At 50.1% G+C, this 15,376-nt stretch carries 13 protein-coding genes and 1 other annotated feature; of the genes, 7 read left to right on the top strand and 6 right to left on the bottom strand.

Annotation, left to right across the window (positions count from 1 at the left end; all coding sequences use genetic code 11):
* The first annotated feature begins 574 nt into the window (after nt 1–574).
* The 6 genes from CAFE_RS09565 to CAFE_RS09590 all read left to right on the top strand — a co-directional run bounded on the left by CAFE_RS09565 (nt 575) and on the right by CAFE_RS09590 (nt 8,054).
* Nucleotides 575–1,306: an HAD-IB family hydrolase gene (locus CAFE_RS09565; protein ID WP_156990522.1), complete on the top strand. Its 732-nt coding sequence runs from the start codon at nt 575–577 to the stop codon at nt 1,304–1,306.
* A 231-nt stretch (nt 1,307–1,537) separates the two neighbouring features.
* Entirely contained in the window at nt 1,538–3,328 is a 1,791-nt protein-coding gene (locus tag CAFE_RS09570; RefSeq protein ID WP_413814427.1) for an ABC-F family ATP-binding cassette domain-containing protein, read from the top strand.
* A 121-nt stretch (nt 3,329–3,449) separates the two neighbouring features.
* Nucleotides 3,450–4,280: a Cof-type HAD-IIB family hydrolase gene (locus CAFE_RS09575; protein ID WP_156990523.1), complete on the top strand. Its 831-nt coding sequence runs from the start codon at nt 3,450–3,452 to the stop codon at nt 4,278–4,280.
* 234 nt (nt 4,281–4,514) lie between these two features.
* Nucleotides 4,515–5,558 carry a GGDEF domain-containing protein gene (locus CAFE_RS09580; RefSeq protein WP_233452769.1) on the top strand — a complete coding sequence of 348 codons (1,044 nt, stop codon included), beginning with the start codon at nt 4,515–4,517 and terminating at the stop codon, nt 5,556–5,558.
* 36 nt (nt 5,559–5,594) lie between these two features.
* Nucleotides 5,595–6,497 carry a PhzF family isomerase gene (locus CAFE_RS09585; RefSeq protein WP_156990615.1) on the top strand — a complete coding sequence of 301 codons (903 nt, stop codon included), beginning with the start codon at nt 5,595–5,597 and terminating at the stop codon, nt 6,495–6,497.
* A gap of 197 nt (nt 6,498–6,694) precedes the next feature.
* Nucleotides 6,695–6,937: a binding site (T-box leader), on the top strand.
* Nucleotides 6,938–7,028: 91 nt separating this feature from the next.
* Entirely contained in the window at nt 7,029–8,054 is a 1,026-nt protein-coding gene (locus CAFE_RS09590) for a branched-chain amino acid aminotransferase (RefSeq protein WP_066643974.1), read from the top strand.
* 216 nt (nt 8,055–8,270) lie between these two features.
* Here the strand turns inward: CAFE_RS09590 and CAFE_RS09595 are convergent, their stop codons facing one another.
* From CAFE_RS09595 to CAFE_RS09620, 6 genes are all read right to left on the bottom strand, one after another.
* Complete coding sequence (locus CAFE_RS09595) at nt 8,271–8,702, bottom strand: hypothetical protein (protein WP_066643973.1); 432 nt, start codon at nt 8,700–8,702, stop codon at nt 8,271–8,273.
* A gap of 226 nt (nt 8,703–8,928) precedes the next feature.
* A complete protein-coding gene (locus CAFE_RS09600; RefSeq protein ID WP_156990524.1) occupies nt 8,929–9,663 on the bottom strand; it encodes a phosphatase in 735 nt (244 codons plus the stop codon).
* Nucleotides 9,660–10,697, bottom strand: a complete 1,038-nt coding sequence (locus CAFE_RS09605) for an ABC transporter ATP-binding protein (RefSeq protein ID WP_156990525.1) — start codon at nt 10,695–10,697, stop codon at nt 9,660–9,662. The genes CAFE_RS09600 and CAFE_RS09605 overlap by 4 nt, the downstream gene beginning before the upstream one ends.
* The gene (locus tag CAFE_RS09610) at nt 10,694–12,421 is read right to left on the bottom strand and encodes an ABC transporter permease (protein ID WP_156990526.1); all 1,728 of its coding nucleotides are present in this window, start codon (nt 12,419–12,421) and stop codon (nt 10,694–10,696) included. Before CAFE_RS09610 ends, CAFE_RS09605 begins: the two co-directional genes overlap by 4 nt.
* Before the next feature lie 63 nt (nt 12,422–12,484).
* Entirely contained in the window at nt 12,485–13,549 is a 1,065-nt protein-coding gene (locus tag CAFE_RS09615; protein WP_156990527.1) for an ABC transporter substrate-binding protein, read from the bottom strand.
* Nucleotides 13,546–14,328 (bottom strand): sugar phosphate isomerase/epimerase family protein, encoded by a 783-nt coding sequence (locus tag CAFE_RS09620; protein WP_330593920.1) that lies wholly within the window; start codon nt 14,326–14,328, stop codon nt 13,546–13,548. Before CAFE_RS09620 ends, CAFE_RS09615 begins: the two co-directional genes overlap by 4 nt.
* A gap of 161 nt (nt 14,329–14,489) precedes the next feature.
* On the opposite strand from CAFE_RS09620, the gene CAFE_RS09625 reads away from it, so the two are divergent.
* On the top strand, nt 14,490–15,317 hold the full coding sequence (locus CAFE_RS09625) for a MurR/RpiR family transcriptional regulator (RefSeq protein WP_156990528.1): 828 nt from the start codon (nt 14,490–14,492) through the stop codon (nt 15,315–15,317).
* Nucleotides 15,318–15,376: the final 59 nt, after the last annotated feature.

Genomic DNA, 15,376 nt, shown 5'->3' on the forward strand with positions numbered 1-15,376 from the left:
CAGGAAGGCTAAAAACACATTTGTTTTGCCTTCAAAAAGAGTAGATTCCAGAAAAACAGAAAATGATTGATTTTTCAGCTTCGCTTTACGGCGGAGCTTAGCATTGCTATTCCTATTTCGACGATTTATCTCGCAAAGTTTTCAACAAAAGCTTCGTATTTAGATCACTTTTCAACATAAATGGGGGTGTTGCAAAATTTTCATTTTGCAACACCCCCATTTTGTTTGTTTCAGTATGGTTCTTTGGCCCCAAATGGCGGAAGCGGTCGTTACCACTCCGATTACGCTTCTTGCAGGAGGTCTTTTCTACGAGTGAATGTATGCCATCTGTGTTAACGGACCGAATCGTGGAACAGAATCAGAGCAAAGGCTTCTTAAACTGAAAAGTAGACTGAACAAATTGACCTCACATCATGCTGGTGTTATTCTAAAAAGTCATAATCAAATTTAATGCCGGTAATTGAAGGTGAAATTTATAATATTTTGCAGCCTGAGCACGCGGAGTAAACTGTCGTTTGGCACTCATAATATGGGAAGGCAGACATACCATCGCGCCTGGAGGAGGATTTCGGCAATGAGAAACATCGCCGCTTTTTTTGATATTGACGGGACAATCTCCCGTGAAGGTTTAATCAGTGAGATGTTCAAAAAAATGATCAAATACGAGCTGATCAACAGCAGCAAATGGTATATTGAGGTGGAACCGGCCTTTACAAGATGGGACAAGCGTGTCGGCGATTACGACGACTACCTGCAGAAAATGGTAGATATTTATACCGAGACCGTCAAGAACACGGATTCTTTCCATGTTGCCTACATCGCTAAAAAGGTGATTGAGCAAAAGGGGGAACGTGTGTATACCTACACGCGCGAAAGAATTAGGTGGCATAAGGCGCAGGGGCATTTGGTGATCGCTATTTCCGGTTCTCCCATCGAATTGGTGCGCGAGATGTCTGCTAAATACGGCATGGATGACTACAAAGGGACTATCTACCAAGTGGACGGCAACGGAATCTACAACGGAAAAATAACCCCTATGTGGGATGCCGAAAGCAAACGAAAGGCGGTTCTTGAAATCGCCGAAAAATATCGCATCGACCTTTCGGCCAGCTATGCTTACGGAGATACGAACGGTGATTTCGCCATGCTGAAGCTCGTCGGCAATCCATTCGTGATCAATCCAACCAGGGAATTGCTTACAAATATCCGGAAGGATAAACCGCTCAGCGATAAGATCAGCATTATCGTTGAGCGCAAGGACGTAACATACCGGATGAACGTGGACCGACTCGATCTGCTCCAGTAAAATCGGTTAACGGTTTTTTGCAAGGAAAGTCAGGCCATGGTAGCCGACGAAATGAGACGGTCAGAAAGTATTTTGAAATTGTGGAAGAAATCGGACCGGAGCCGCTTCGATTTGCCCCAAAAACATGAAAGTTTATACCGCGTTTTGGTTTACTTTATTTGACGGACGCCGCCCGCTAAAGGTATAATGAAATTAATACAGACCATCATGATGCTAAAAGAGGATAATAATGTGCTGCTATTAACTGCGGAAAAGATTCGTAAGAGTTACAATGAAAAAACGCTGCTGAAAGAGGCTTCCTTTGGGATTAACAGCGGGGATAAGATCGGTTTGATTGGAATCAACGGCGCGGGAAAATCCACTTTGCTGAAGATCATTGCGGGATTGGAACCCCCCGACGCCGGAACCGTCACAAGATCCGGAGGGGTTCGTGTGGGTTATCTGCCGCAGAATCCGTTGTTCGAAGACGGCGTCACCGTCCTCGGGCAGGTCGTTCGGGGAATCTCGGAGCAGCAGAGGGAATCGAAAGAATACGAGTGCAAGGCGATCCTCACAAAGCTGGGAATCCATGAATTTGACGCGCCTTTAAGCCGGCTTTCCGGCGGACAGAAGAAACGTGTTTCACTTGCGAGCGCTCTGGTAACACCGGTGGAAGTGCTGATCCTGGATGAACCCACCAATCACTTGGACAACGATATGGTGGACTGGCTGGAAAACTATCTTGCCGGTTATAACGGCGCTCTGCTTATGGTAACGCATGACCGCTATTTTCTGGACCGCGTCACAAATAAAATCATGGAATTACACAACGGGAATTTGTATTCCTATCAGGCAAACTACACGAAGTATCTCGAACTCAAAGCGGAACGGGAAAGCATGGTTGCCGCAAGCGAGCGGAAACGCCAGAGTCTGCTCAAAAAGGAGCTCGCGTGGATCAGCCGGGGAGCCCGCGCACGGGGAACCAAGCAGAAATTCCGGGTGGAACGCTTTGAAAAGATGAGCTCGGAGTCGGTTGACCTGGAACAGGAAAACCTGCAAATGAATTCCATGAGTTCAAGGCTTGGGAAAAAAATCATTGAGATTTGCGGCGTTTCCAAGCGTTACGGTGACAGGCAGTTAATCAGTGATTTTTCCTACAACCTGCTGCGCCGGGACCGCATTGGCGTCGTCGGCCCGAATGGCTGCGGAAAATCCACGCTGTTGAAAATTATCCTCGGTGCCGTCCCCGCGGATAATGGCGAAGTCCATATCGGGGAGACGGTGCGGATCGGTTATTTTTCGCAGGAATGCGAAGAAATGGATCCGGCGCTGCGCGTGATGGATTATATCAAAGATATTTCGTCGGAAATTGAAACGCCGGAGGGAACCCTGACGGCATCCCAGATGCTTGAAAAATTTCTGTTTTCATCCGACTTGCAGTATACAGCCATCCGAAAACTTTCCGGCGGAGAACGGCGCAGACTGTATCTGCTGGGAATCTTGATGCAGGCGCCGAATGTTCTGCTTTTCGACGAGCCTACCAATGATCTGGATATTCAGACGCTTACGATTCTTGAGGATTACCTGCAAAATTTCTCAGGCGCGGTCATTGCGGTATCACATGACCGTTATTTTCTTGATAAGATTGCGGAGCATGTGTTTTCCTTTGAGCAGAATGGAGAAATTCTCGATACCATCGGAGGTTATTCAGACTATTTCATACGAAAAGAACAAAGACAGCAGAACGAACCGAAGGCTGCCGTCAGCAGACCAAAATCAAGTCCGCGAGTGAAACCCGGTAAATTGAAATTCTCGTTCAAAGAGCAGCGCGAATATGAAGGGATTGACGCCGCCGTCGCGGACCTCGAAAATCAGATTTCTCAAATTAACAGTGAAATAGAGCAGGCATCCAGCAACTACCTTCTCCTGACGGAGCTGACGACGAAAAAAGAAGCGCTGGAAGCGGAGCTGGATGAGAAAACGGAGCGATGGGTCTATTTAAATGAGCTGGCGGACCGAATCGCGGAGCAGAATCAGGATTAAATCCGACGTACGGCGCAAAGGCTTTTTGAAGCAGATGCCGGAATCGGGGGCTTTTGCGTACTTCGTCCCTTCCTATCATTGCGATAGAACCGGGGGACACAGAAATGTGTGAGGAAAATTTATGAGTACATATGATTTGATTGGCTTCGATATGGACGGGACAATATTAAACAGCGAAAAGACCATATCCGGCCGCACGCTGGATGCGGTAAACCGCGCGGCCTCTTCGGGCAAGAAGGTGATCCTGTCGACGGGCCGATGCATCAGTGAGCTGAAAGAGTTTGAAGATCTTCTTCAAAATGTCCGCTACTATGTCTGCGAAAGCGGTGCGCTAATCTATGATACCGCCTTAAAAAGCGTTCTTCACTCGGAAACTTTTCCTAGGGATACAGTGGAAAGAGTGCTTGAGATTGCGGCGGCGGAAGACGTCATGGTGTATATGATGAGCGCCGGAGCTCCCTTTGCAAACCGAAGAGAGGTTTCCAATACAAGCCACTTCCATATGGGCCTCTATCAGGATATGATGAATCGCACGGCGAATCAAAAAGACGACCTTGCTGCCTATTACCGGTCTACTCAGATTCCTGTGGAGAAATTAAATCTGTTCTCGGCCTCCGCCGAGATTCGCGAACGGATTTACGCGCGTATTCGGGAGCTTCCCGTTTCCATCGCTTACTCGGAAGAAACTTCGCTGGAGCTGTCGCCGCTTCATGTCAGTAAAGCAAGCGGGCTGGTTTGGCTGTGCCGTTATCTTCGGATCCCGCTGGAGCGAACCGTCGTCGTCGGTGACGCGGACAACGACGCGGAGGTACTGCGCATCGCGGGCTTATCCGTTGCCATGGGCAATGCGCTGCCGCGGATCAAAAAAATATGCGATGTGGTGGTCGCGGACAACGACCACGACGGCTGCGCCGAAGCCGTCGACCGTTATCTGCTTTCAGCAAACTCATAGGGAGCGAAGTATCAGACGGTTCCCGGGTCGGCAAACATTCTGACTTTCTGTCCTTATCCGAACAGAATCGTGAAATGAGGCGGAATCCGGGCATTCGGAGGATATAGGTGGAAGATGAACATTCTCGCTTATTCAGAGCTTAATAGTTTCGCATTCGCATTTCTTTTTGTGATATTTTTAAATGTCCGCAACAAAGGTCAAAAATATCTTTATGACCAAAGGGTATTTTTAACGATGCTGGCATTGAATGCGGTTCTGCTTGTCCTGGACACGATGCAATGGATTCTAATCGGAAAGCCGGGCGCAGTCATGAGGATCCTTTCGCTGCTGACAGCGACGGTCTACTGCGCGATGACTCCGTTTCCCTGCTTCTTTTGGAGCATCTATGCGGACTATCAGATTTACAAGGACGAAGACCGCATTAAAAAACGGTTCGTTCCGATGGTAATTCCTTTAATCCTCAATCTGCTTCTTACTTTTTTGAGCGTTTTCTACGGATTTTTGTTTGTCATCGATCAAAATAACATCTACCACCGGGGCGGTCTTTTTTACTTCATGGCCGGCGTCTGCTATTTCTACCTTGTGTATTCCGTCATTTCCATCGTTCGCAACAGAGAGTCCCTTGAAAAAAAGGTTTACATTTCGCTGCTTTTATTTGCGCTGCCGCCCTTTCTCGGCGGAATCATCCAAGCCTTGTTTTATGGGGTTTCCATTGTGTGGGCCTGTACGGCGCTTTCCATTATGATTATCTTTCTCAATATTCAAAACAGCCAACTGTACACGGATCCTTTAACCGGGCTTTACAATCGCAGGCAGTTGGAAAACTATATGCGGGGCTGGATTAAAAACGGCAGGGAGGGCGCCGCGCTCGGAGTCATTATGACGGATTTGGATTCGTTTAAGAGGATCAATGATTCCTGGGGCCATGATGCCGGGGATCAGGCTCTTGTGGAAGCCGGAAACATTTTGAAAGACAGCTTCAGAAGGGAAGACCTGATCTGCCGCTTTGGAGGAGATGAGTTTGTCATCGTTTTAAAAATCAAAGAGGGCGGCGATTTAACCGACGCGGTAAAACGGTTGAAAACGAACACGAGAACATTCAATGAACGGACGGAATTTCCGTATTCAATCAATTTCAGCGTGGGGTTCGACGTTTATGACCGGGAATCCGGAATGTCGGTTCAGCAGTTTATGAAACAGATCGATCTTTTCATGTACGAAGATAAGAGCCGCAAGAAATCTGCTGAAAAAACCGGTGCCGGCCTCCATAAGATTTGATTGGTACATACGGAAATACCGGAAACGGAGGAAATGATGAAAAATCTTTATCGCGTTTATCAAATCGACTCATTCACGCAGGAAAAGCTGTCCGGAAACCCCGCCGGGGTGGTTACTAACGCGGACGGATTATCAGACCGGCAGATGCAGAAAATAGCGCGCGAGCTAAATAATTCCGAAACGGCTTTCATTTTTCAATCGGAAGACGACGCTTACGATGTCGAGGTCCGTTTTTTTACCCCCATGAAAGAAGTTCCGATTTGCGGCCATGCCACCATCGCCGCACATTATGCAAGAGCGGTCGAAAACCATTTCGGCTCGACGCGGGTATTACAAAAAACCGGCGCCGGAATTTTACCGGTTGACATCATAAGGGAAAATGACGACTACAAAATTGTCATGACGCAGGGGAGAATAGAGGTACATGATGAGCTACCGGGTAAGGCAAAACAGGCACTGACCGACGCGTTGGGGATTCGTTTAAGTGATATTCTTGACAACTGCCCGATTGCAATCGCATCGACGGGGCATTCCAAAGTAATGGTCGGCATTCGGGATATCAACCTGCTGCATCGTTTGCAGCCCGATATGGCCAGGCTTGTAAAACTGAGTAACGAGATCGGCTGCAATGGGTATTATGTTTTTACCATGAATCGGAGCGAAACGCCGATGATACACGGAAGAATGTTTGCGCCTGCGATTGGAATTGATGAGGACCCTGTAACGGGGAACGCAAACGGGCCCCTCGGCGCTTATTTGGTTCACTATGGGTTAGCAGATCATAACGGAGCTCTGCTTGCTTTTTACGCGGTACAAGGCGAGGCGATCGGCCGGCCGGGCACAATGGAAGTTCAGGTAAAAATCGAGAATGGCAAACCCGCGGAAGTTAAAATAATCGGTCATGCCGTGATTGCGCTTTCTGCAGAACTGATGCTTTAGCGCTCTCGCCAGAGCAGGCCGTGCGGGCAACGAGACGGATGAGCTTCCCGCGATGTTATGGCATACTCGGAAAATCGCGGAGAAATCATATGACAGCGAAAGCACTGATTGGCCGCCGCGATGAATTCTGAATCAAATTCAGTTGCAGCGTTGACTTTTTGACGGGTTCGAGCTATAATAGCTTCAATTAAAAAATATCAAAAGCTGAGAAGAAGAGCAGTACCCGTTTTTGGATGCGCAGAGAGAAGATGGCCGGTGCAAATCTTCGGGAAAAAAACAGGGAAGTCGTTTCCGAGCTGTTGAACCGAACGAATCCATTCGCTAAGTTTTACCGGAGCTCCGACCGTTAGCGCGGAAAGCAGTGCTTTGCTCTGCTGATGAGTGCAGAGAGTATCTTCTCTGAATTAGGTGGTACCACGGATTTCAGATTCGCCCTAAGCTTTTTGGCTTAGGGCTTTTCGTTTACGCGGATGGCCGCTAAATTGGCAGTATTTACAGTACTTTTAATAAAATACAGAAAGGTCGTTTAAGATGGAAAAGAAAAATCTCGACTGGGCGAATCTTGATTTCAGCTATAAAAAGACAGACAAGAGATTCGTTTCAAATTTTCGTAACGGGGCATGGGACGAGGGAAAACTGACCGAAGACGATACCGTGACAATCAGCGAATGCGCAGGCGTTCTGCAGTACTCCCAGTCTTGTTTCGAAGGCCTGAAGGCGTACACGACGGAGGACGGGCGAATTGTGGCGTTTCGTCCAGACATGAATGCGAAACGAATGGAAAACAGCGCGAAAAGACTGGAAATGCCGACGTTTCCGCCGGAAAGGTTCATTGACGCGGTCGTTCGGACCGTAAAGGCGAACGCGGGCTATGTTCCGCCGTTCGGCTCCGGTGCGACGCTTTATGTACGCCCGTATATGTTCGCAAGCGGCCCGGTGATCGGCGTTGCCCCGTCCGACGAATATCAGTTCCGCATTTTCTCAACGCCGGTCGGGCCGTATTTCAAAGGCGGCGCGCGCCCGCTGACCCTTTGCGTCAGCGACTTTGACCGGGCGGCGCCGAACGGCACCGGGCATATCAAGGCGGGACTGAATTATGCCATGAGCCTTCACGCGATTGTTACGGCGCATAAAAACGGATTCAACGAAAATATGTACCTTGATGCGGCGACTCATACCAAGGTTGAGGAAACCGGCGGCGCAAATATTATCTTTGTCACAAAGGACAATAAAATTGTAACGCCAAAGTCCGGCAGCATCCTCCCGTCGATTACCAGACTTTCCCTTTTGGAAATTGCCAGGGATTATCTTGGCCTTGAAGTGGAAGAAAGAGAAGTTTACTTTGAGGAAGTCAAGGACTTTGCCGAATGCGGCCTTTGCGGCACGGCGGCCGTCATCTCGCCGGTCGGCAAAATTGTGGACCACGGGAAGGAAATCTGCATGCCGAGCGGAATGCAGAATATGGGGCCGATTACAAAGAAGCTGTACGACACGTTAACTGGAATTCAGATGGGCCGGGTCGAAGGACCGAAGGGTTGGATCAAAGTAATCGAATGAACCCCGTTCTGCGAATCAAGGCGCACTGGAGCCGAAGGTTATTGAAAAGTCCGGCGAAAGCCGGGCAAAAGGGAGACAATGCGGGTCGAACTTGCGCGGACGCGGGTCGGCGATCCGCGTTCGGGACTTCCGCCTGTCATCACGGTGGGCAAAACAAAGGGGTGCCGGTCTGAAAAAACAGATCGGCATCCCTTTTTGTTTTACTTCCCGCCCCGTTCAGTCTTTTGGGGCATAAAAAAACGTGGTGTTATCCACGATTTTGCACCATGTCTGGTGCTCCAGAACATGAATGATGTCGTTTCGCTTGACGCCCTTTCCGATCGCTTTTGAAAGATCGGAGATATGAATGAGTTTATTTGCGTTTTGCTGGAAAACGACGAGCAGCCGGTCCGCCAGATCTTCCGTGTTGGAGGAAGAGGCCTTTGTTTTGGTCTTAGCGCCAACCAGACATTCCGGATGTTTTCTAAAATAAAGAACGCAGATGGCCTTGATCCGGCTGAGCAGCATGGGAGAAAGGTGAATTAATTCCGGCAGCTCTTCAAACCTGCAGCCCATCAGGTCACGCATTCGTTTAAAACCGTGAAGATCGCAATAGCTTAAAAACGCGGTGTAGCTGTCGCCACAATAGATTTGCTTAATTTCGTCCATTCAATCTGTCCTTTCGATTCCGTATGACACAAATAATAATTCTACTCGGATTCCCGGGTCTATTCAAGACTTGACATTTCTTAAAAAATTGCTTGTGAGGACTTTATTCGGGAAGATCGTCATAAAATTGTCATGGAATCGAGGAGAGCCCGGCTTCCGGAAATCCCCGAGAAGCAGCTTCCCATGAAACGGTGCGCTGGGGTCGGCGATATTTTCCGACCGGATTTTAGAAGGCCGGCAATATCCTGTGTGATTTTGAATTTAAAATCATTTTAAGACCGTCAAAACTCAGATTCAGAACCAATTCCTCGGGAAATCCAACCTCGTTGATGAGCGCAAACGCCTCCTCAAAACGTCCCACGTCATACCAGATGTGAGCGTCGCTCCCAATGACGACGGACGCTCGATTTCTTTTACAGGCTTCCAAAAGTTTTTTGGCGTTTGCTCTTGCACCGACTCTGGTCGAGCCGGGGATCAGGGAGGAATTGTTGAGTTCCAGAGCGGTTCCGCGTTTTTTAGCGGCGGAAACAAGCGCCCCGTAATCCAATGGGTAGCGGCTGTCGTCGGGATGGCCGATGATTTTTACAGATGGATTTTCCATTGCTCGGATCAGGGCGTTCGTGTTCTGCCGGATGCTTCCGCTCTGAATACAGGGGGAGTGAAGGCTTGCGATCACATAATCGAGTTTTTGGAGCAGGGAGTCGTCTACGTCGATTGTGCCTTCAAAATCACAGATGTTTGCTTCGATCCCGCAGAAAACCCGGACGCCCTCGAAGGATTCCCGAACAACTTTATAATTGCTGAAAAGGGCGGGATTTGCACGCGGCATTTTTTCCGCGTGGTCGCTGGTTCCGACCGCCAAAAGCCCTTTCTGCCGTGCCGATTCGATGTTTTCCCTGAGGGTGCTGAACGCGTGGCCGCTTGCAAGCGTGTGCGTATGCAGATCAAAAAGCGCTTTCAATCTGTTTCCTCCTTTTTGATCAGGACGACCGTGTCGTTCAGATCGTAGTCTTCCCGCACGGGGGCGTAGACCGTGACCGGTCTGCCCGAACAGTCGACAGAATAGTGAATCTCACGCCCGCAGTACTGCCGGTTTGTGATTTTTCCCTCTATTCCGTCTCCCTGCTTAACAATTCGGAATTGATCCGGACGAACGGGAAACAGGTTCTGCTCTTTTAACTCCGAACAGGTCGTGCGGTCGTGAAAACACGCGTTGGAGCTTTCTTCATAAAACCGATCGTGGTCCCAGATTCCGCGCAGCAGGTTGTATTTTCCCACAAAGGCGGCGGTAAAGGCCGTGCGGGGATGAAGGTAAATTTCTTCCGGGGTGCCGATCTGTTCCACTCTGCCGTTTTTCATAATCATCATGCGGTCCGCCATCGCGAGCGCCTCGTTCTGGTCGTGCGTAACGTACAGGATGGTTGCCCCGGTCATTCGGTGGATATCCTGGATTTCTTTTCTCATGCTGATCTTCAGCTCCGCGTCCAGCGCGCTGAGCGGTTCGTCCATCAAAAGAATTTTCGGCCTTGTGATAATGGCCCTGGCAAGGGCGACGCGCTGCTTCTGCCCGCCGGACAGTTCGTCGGGGTAACGGTCCGACAGAGTTGACAGCCCAACGCTTTCGAGCGCCTGATCGATCAGCCTGTTCTTTTCCGCCGCGTCCATCCGGGCGTATTTTTTCCGGAGCAGGGGAAACTCCGCGTGCTGGCGAACCGTCATATTCGGCCAGAGGGCGAAGGACTGGAATACCATTCCAAGATTTCGCCGTTCGACCGGGAGACATTGCTCAGGGGAGGAGTAAAGTGTGTCGTTTAAAAGAATGGAGCCTGAGGATGGCGTTTCAAAGCCGCCCGCCAACCTGAGCAGCGTGGTTTTTCCGCAGCCGGAGGGCCCAAGAATACAGAGAAATTCCCCGTCGCCGATTTCTATGGATACGTCGGACAGAGCAATGTTTTTTCCATATAGTTTTGACAAATGTGTGATTCTCAGGCTCATAAAATGCTTTCCTCCATCCTTTTTAAGGCGTCTTTATGGCTGGAACGGGTTCCTTCGGCATCGTGCTCCGGCGATCGTTCTTTCTTTCCGCCGGATTCCCGGCATCCATACTGAATCAGGCCGTAGCCGAAAAGAATCAGAATGACGATCAGAACGGAGAACGCATACGCAATGTTGTAATCGCCGGACTGCTGAAAGTTGAAAACGGTCAGCCCGATGGTTTTGGTTCCGGCGGAGGCCAAAATGGAGGACAGCGTCATTTCCGTCAGGGAGGAGACAAAAATCAAAAGGGAGCTGGATAAGGTTTGCCTGAACAGCAAAGGAGTCAGAATTTTTTTCCACATTCTGATTTTTCCGCCGCCGGCTACATGGGCCGCCTCTTCCAGGGACGGGTGAATGCAAAGCATGGCCGCGGTGCTGCCTTTGATCTGAAGAATCAGATAACGTGTAAGGTAGGCCGCGATCAGAATCCAAATGCTGCCGTAGACGCCCGGAATCTTCGACCAGTGGAAGATCATTGCGAGGGCAAGCACAATGCCGGGAATCGCATAGGTCAGCGACGCGCAGAATTCCAGCAGGCGAACCGCGGCGCCTTTGCCGCGCAATTTTTGGTAGGCGGCCGCCGTACCGATGAGAATACACACCGCGCAGGTGGTTAGCGAGAGGAACAAGCTGTTGCAGACCGCATTCAGCACGCCGCTGTTGGTAAACAGGAACCGGTAGTTTTGAAAGGAAAGGTTCGCGGGTGAAAAGCGCTGGCCGTAAATTTTTTGAAAGGACGCGGCTGTCATATTCAGCAGAGGAACCAGATCAAGCAGCAAAAAAACCGTGATGCCGATCCACTCGACGCGTCTGCGCGCAGTTTGATTCAGAAAGATGCGCGCGGAAAAATCAGGACGGATGCTGTCCGTCTGCCTGGATTTTCCGGCAAAGGCGGTCATGGTAAGAGATCCGGCAACCGCCACGACGGAAAGCAGCACGGACAACGCGGAAGCGAGGGAAAACGAATCGGGGCCGAAACCGATCGCCTTTTCATAGATATAGGTGCTGAGTACCGGGATGGAAGCGGGAATTCCCAGAAAAGCGGGCACTGAAAAATTATCCATGCACGAAAGGAACGCCAGTACGCTTCCGCCGAGGATTGCCGGCGCGGCCTGAACCAGATCGATTCGAAACAGGGTTTCCCACCGGCCGCAGCCGGCTGCCCTGGCAGCCCACTCCAGCTCTCTGGGAATTTTCCGAAGCGTGTTGACGGTCGTCAGGTAAACGAGCGGAATGTTGCAGATGCCGAGAACAAAAATGATTCCGCCAAGCGAATACAGATTGACCGGTCCAAGATGCAGCAGGCGCAGAACGCGATTGAGTTCGCCGCTGCCCGTTAAAACGCTGGTCCAGGAAATGGTGATGACGTAGGATGGAATGATGAAAGGGGCGAGCACGAGCAATTCGAGCAGCTTTTTCCTTTTCAGATTCCAATAGGCGTTCAGAAAAGCAAACAAAACGCCCAGAGCGGTCGACAAAAGCGTTGAGACCAGCGCGATTACAACCGTGTTTCCGATTGCGCGAATGGTTCGTGAATCTTCAAACAGCGCGGCATAGTTCCCAAAGCCATATCCGCCGCCCTGCGACAGGCTCATCAGGACCAGTCGGAATAAGGGAACAAGGAACAGAAAAACGACGGCGGCACAGCCGAGCGCCTGATAGAGCAGGTTCCTTTTTTTCATTTCTGATAATCTCCAAAAAGGGCCGCGGTTTTCCGCAGCCCGGCTTTTTATCATCCCGGTTCGTTAACCGAACATTTTGCTGAATTTTTCTTTATCGCTGTCTCGTGTCTGAACAAGTTTTGAAAGATCATACGTCAGATTTTTGATTTGATCGACGGATTGAAACCCGTCGGGAGCCTTTACTCCGGATTTAATGGGCGTATAGCCGATTTGCGAGGTTGCCGCCTGGCCGCCGTCGGACAGAAGAAAATCCACAAAGGCCTTGGCCTGGCGCTCGTTCGGAGTACCTTTGACAATTCCAATCGGTTCGGTGACGCTTAAAGAGCCCTCGCTGGGGTAGATGAAATCGACCGGCGCGCCCTTTGCCTTGTCGCGAAGCGCAAGATAATCCACTACAATGCCGCAGGATTTCTGACCGGCGAGCACCGCTTTTTCCACGGCACCGTTACCCTGCTGAACGGATACGCCGTTTGTTTTCAAAGACTGATAATAATCCCAGCCGATTCCGTCCGTCCTTGTCAGAACCCCGAGATTGTATGCCGCCGCGCCGGAATACAGCGGGCTCGGCATCACCAGATTGTCCTTGTAATCGGCGGACTTTAGGTCCTTGTACCCCGCCGGCGGTTTTTTCACCAGGTCGGTGTTAATCACGATTCCCGTGGAAATAATTTTGGTTCCGGTGTATGTATGGTCCGCGTCATAGTAATCGCTGCTGATTCCTTTCAGCTCCGGGGAAGCGTAGCTCATCAGCAGGTCGGCCGATTTCAGGGATTCAAAGGTTGCCGCGTCCGCCACCAGAAGCAGATCGGCTTTTACCGCCCCGGCCTTTTTTTTCGCGAGAATTTTACTGACGACTTCTTCCGTTCCGCTGCGGAAGACGTTGACTTTGATCTCGGGCTGCTTTTTGTTGAAAGCCTGAATCAGCGCCTGAATATCCTGCTCCGGCTGCGAGGTGTAGATGGTTACGCTCCCTTTTAAAGTATCCTTCTGCGACGATGCTGCCGAACTGCTTGATGACGGCGCCGTGTTCGTTTGGGAGGAAGCCGAGCCGTTCCCGGCACAGCCTGAAAAATTTGCCGCCATGCAAAGAGCGAGAATGCCGGCTGCCAGCTTGGTTTTTGTTTTCATTGCAGATTCTCCTTCAGCTTTTTAATATATTTCATATTTTCGCGAAGCATGGTGTATTGGCCGGAAGCGTCAAAGCCCTCAATGACCATGGGACAGCCGCTGTGTTCCAATGCCGGCCACAATCTTCTAAAAGAAAAATCGCCGTCCGAAAGAAGCGTGTGGTACGTCGCGCCCCGGCGGTTGCTGATGTGGATTTTCGAGACCTTGGGGAGGTCCCGAAGATGATTGAACAGCTCTTTTTCATTGTCGCAGTGAGCAACATCGACCGTATAGGAAAATTCGCGGTAGAGGCCGCGGGTGATTTCCCGGACGTCGTCCGGAGTTGTCATGATCTCCTTTGGGATTTTTTCCATCATCTCAAGAGAAACCGAGACGCCAGACCGACTCGCGTACCGGAAGATTTCTTCCAATCCCCGATAGGCTAGCTCCTGATAAAGCGGACGGTTTCCGCAAAGGGATTCCCGGGGAGGGTGCACCGTCAATTCCCGGGCGTGCAATTTTGCCGCCAGATCAATGGAATTCCTGATTTCGTCCAGCGAGGCTCTGCGGATTCGCCGGTTCACCGATGCAAAATTCAAATCCCAGGTTTTGCTGTGTACAAAAATTGGAAGCGGACAGCGATCCAGCAGGCTGAGACATTCCGCTTCCCTGTATCCTCTGCTGTCGAACTGCTGCGCCCAAAGCTCGATGCCTTCCGCCTGGAATTCACGCGCCGCTCGGAACAGCTCCGGCAGCGCAGCGCTCCACATGAGCGTTGAAGAAAAAAAGATTTGATTCACGGCTGTTTCCCCCTAAATGACAAGCTCATCATAAAGCCGGCGCGTTAAGTCAATGTTATCGGATGGTTATGATTTGTTTAATGTTTTTCATATAAATTTAAATGAAATTTAATTTTCATTTTTGATCAAGGACAGTATAATGGAACAAAGGAGGAATAGGGATGGATTTGTCCGATGTGAATCAAGCTGATTTTACCAAAGCAGACCATATCATCCTGAATTATCTGATGAGTCACGAAAACACGCTGTATTTTGAAACGGCGAGCGAGATATCCGCCAAAATCGGCGTCAGCCCGGCGACCATCGGCAGGTTCTGGCCGAAGATTGGCTATGCGAGTTTGAAGGAGTTAAAACGAAAGCTGGTTTCCCAAAACAGCACGACTCCGGTTTCCAAAGTAAAAAAGACGCTGTCCGCGCTGCCGGACTCCGACCGGACGACGTCCGAACTGATTCTTAAAAACATAGAGGCGCTGGAAAAAACGCTGCGGCTGATTTCCCCGGAAGCAATGGACACGGCGGCCCGACTGATTACCCAAACGCCGAAAATCTATATTTTTGCTCCGGATGCTTCCTATGGGGTTGCCCTTGTCATGAGGTACCGGCTGCGGCGGTTCGGCATGGAACCGATCTTTCTGGAGGGCGGTTCTTCCCTGTATGAATCCCTGAACAATGTTCGAAAGGAGGATCTGGTAATTCTTTTCTGTTTCAGCCGTGTTCTTGCGGAAACGACTGTTTTGATGCAGCACAGGCAAAACGTAGGATACTCCTGTGTCGTGTTCAGCGACCTGTTGTCGGACGGACTTCAAAACACGGAGGCTTTTCTCTATTGCTACCGGGGAGAACCGACGGAGTACCACTCCATGGTAAGCGCGATGGCCGTAGTGGACAGCCTGATTATTAAAATAGCCATGAAATCACATGATTTCATGGCTAGGATCGACCAGCTGAACGGCCTTCGGGGGAAATATCAAAAATTGATCCGCCGATAGGTGGAACAATCCCCGCCTGCGTGATATAATCTGGGGTAAAAGAAGAGCGGCTCTCAACA

The organism is Caproicibacter fermentans (assembly GCF_009746625.1).
GTDB lineage: Bacteria > Bacillota > Clostridia > Oscillospirales > Acutalibacteraceae > Caproicibacter > Caproicibacter fermentans.

Excerpts from the sequence above, each read along its gene's own strand:
- CAFE_RS09565 (WP_156990522.1), top strand. The coding sequence starts at position 575 with ATGAGAAACATCGCCGCTTTTTTTGATATTGACGGGACAATCTCCCGT.
- CAFE_RS09575 (WP_156990523.1), top strand. The coding sequence starts at position 3,450 with ATGAGTACATATGATTTGATTGGCTTCGATATGGACGGGACAATATTA.
- CAFE_RS09580 (WP_233452769.1), top strand. The coding sequence starts at position 4,515 with ATGCTGGCATTGAATGCGGTTCTGCTTGTCCTGGACACGATGCAATGG.
- CAFE_RS09585 (WP_156990615.1), top strand. The coding sequence starts at position 5,595 with ATGAAAAATCTTTATCGCGTTTATCAAATCGACTCATTCACGCAGGAA.
- CAFE_RS09590 (WP_066643974.1), top strand. The coding sequence starts at position 7,029 with ATGGAAAAGAAAAATCTCGACTGGGCGAATCTTGATTTCAGCTATAAA.
- CAFE_RS09595 (WP_066643973.1), bottom strand. The coding sequence starts at position 8,702 with ATGGACGAAATTAAGCAAATCTATTGTGGCGACAGCTACACCGCGTTT.
- CAFE_RS09605 (WP_156990525.1), bottom strand. The coding sequence starts at position 10,697 with ATGAGCCTGAGAATCACACATTTGTCAAAACTATATGGAAAAAACATT.
- CAFE_RS09610 (WP_156990526.1), bottom strand. The coding sequence starts at position 12,421 with ATGAAAAAAAGGAACCTGCTCTATCAGGCGCTCGGCTGTGCCGCCGTC.
- CAFE_RS09615 (WP_156990527.1), bottom strand. The coding sequence starts at position 13,549 with ATGAAAACAAAAACCAAGCTGGCAGCCGGCATTCTCGCTCTTTGCATG.
- CAFE_RS09625 (WP_156990528.1), top strand. The coding sequence starts at position 14,490 with ATGGATTTGTCCGATGTGAATCAAGCTGATTTTACCAAAGCAGACCAT.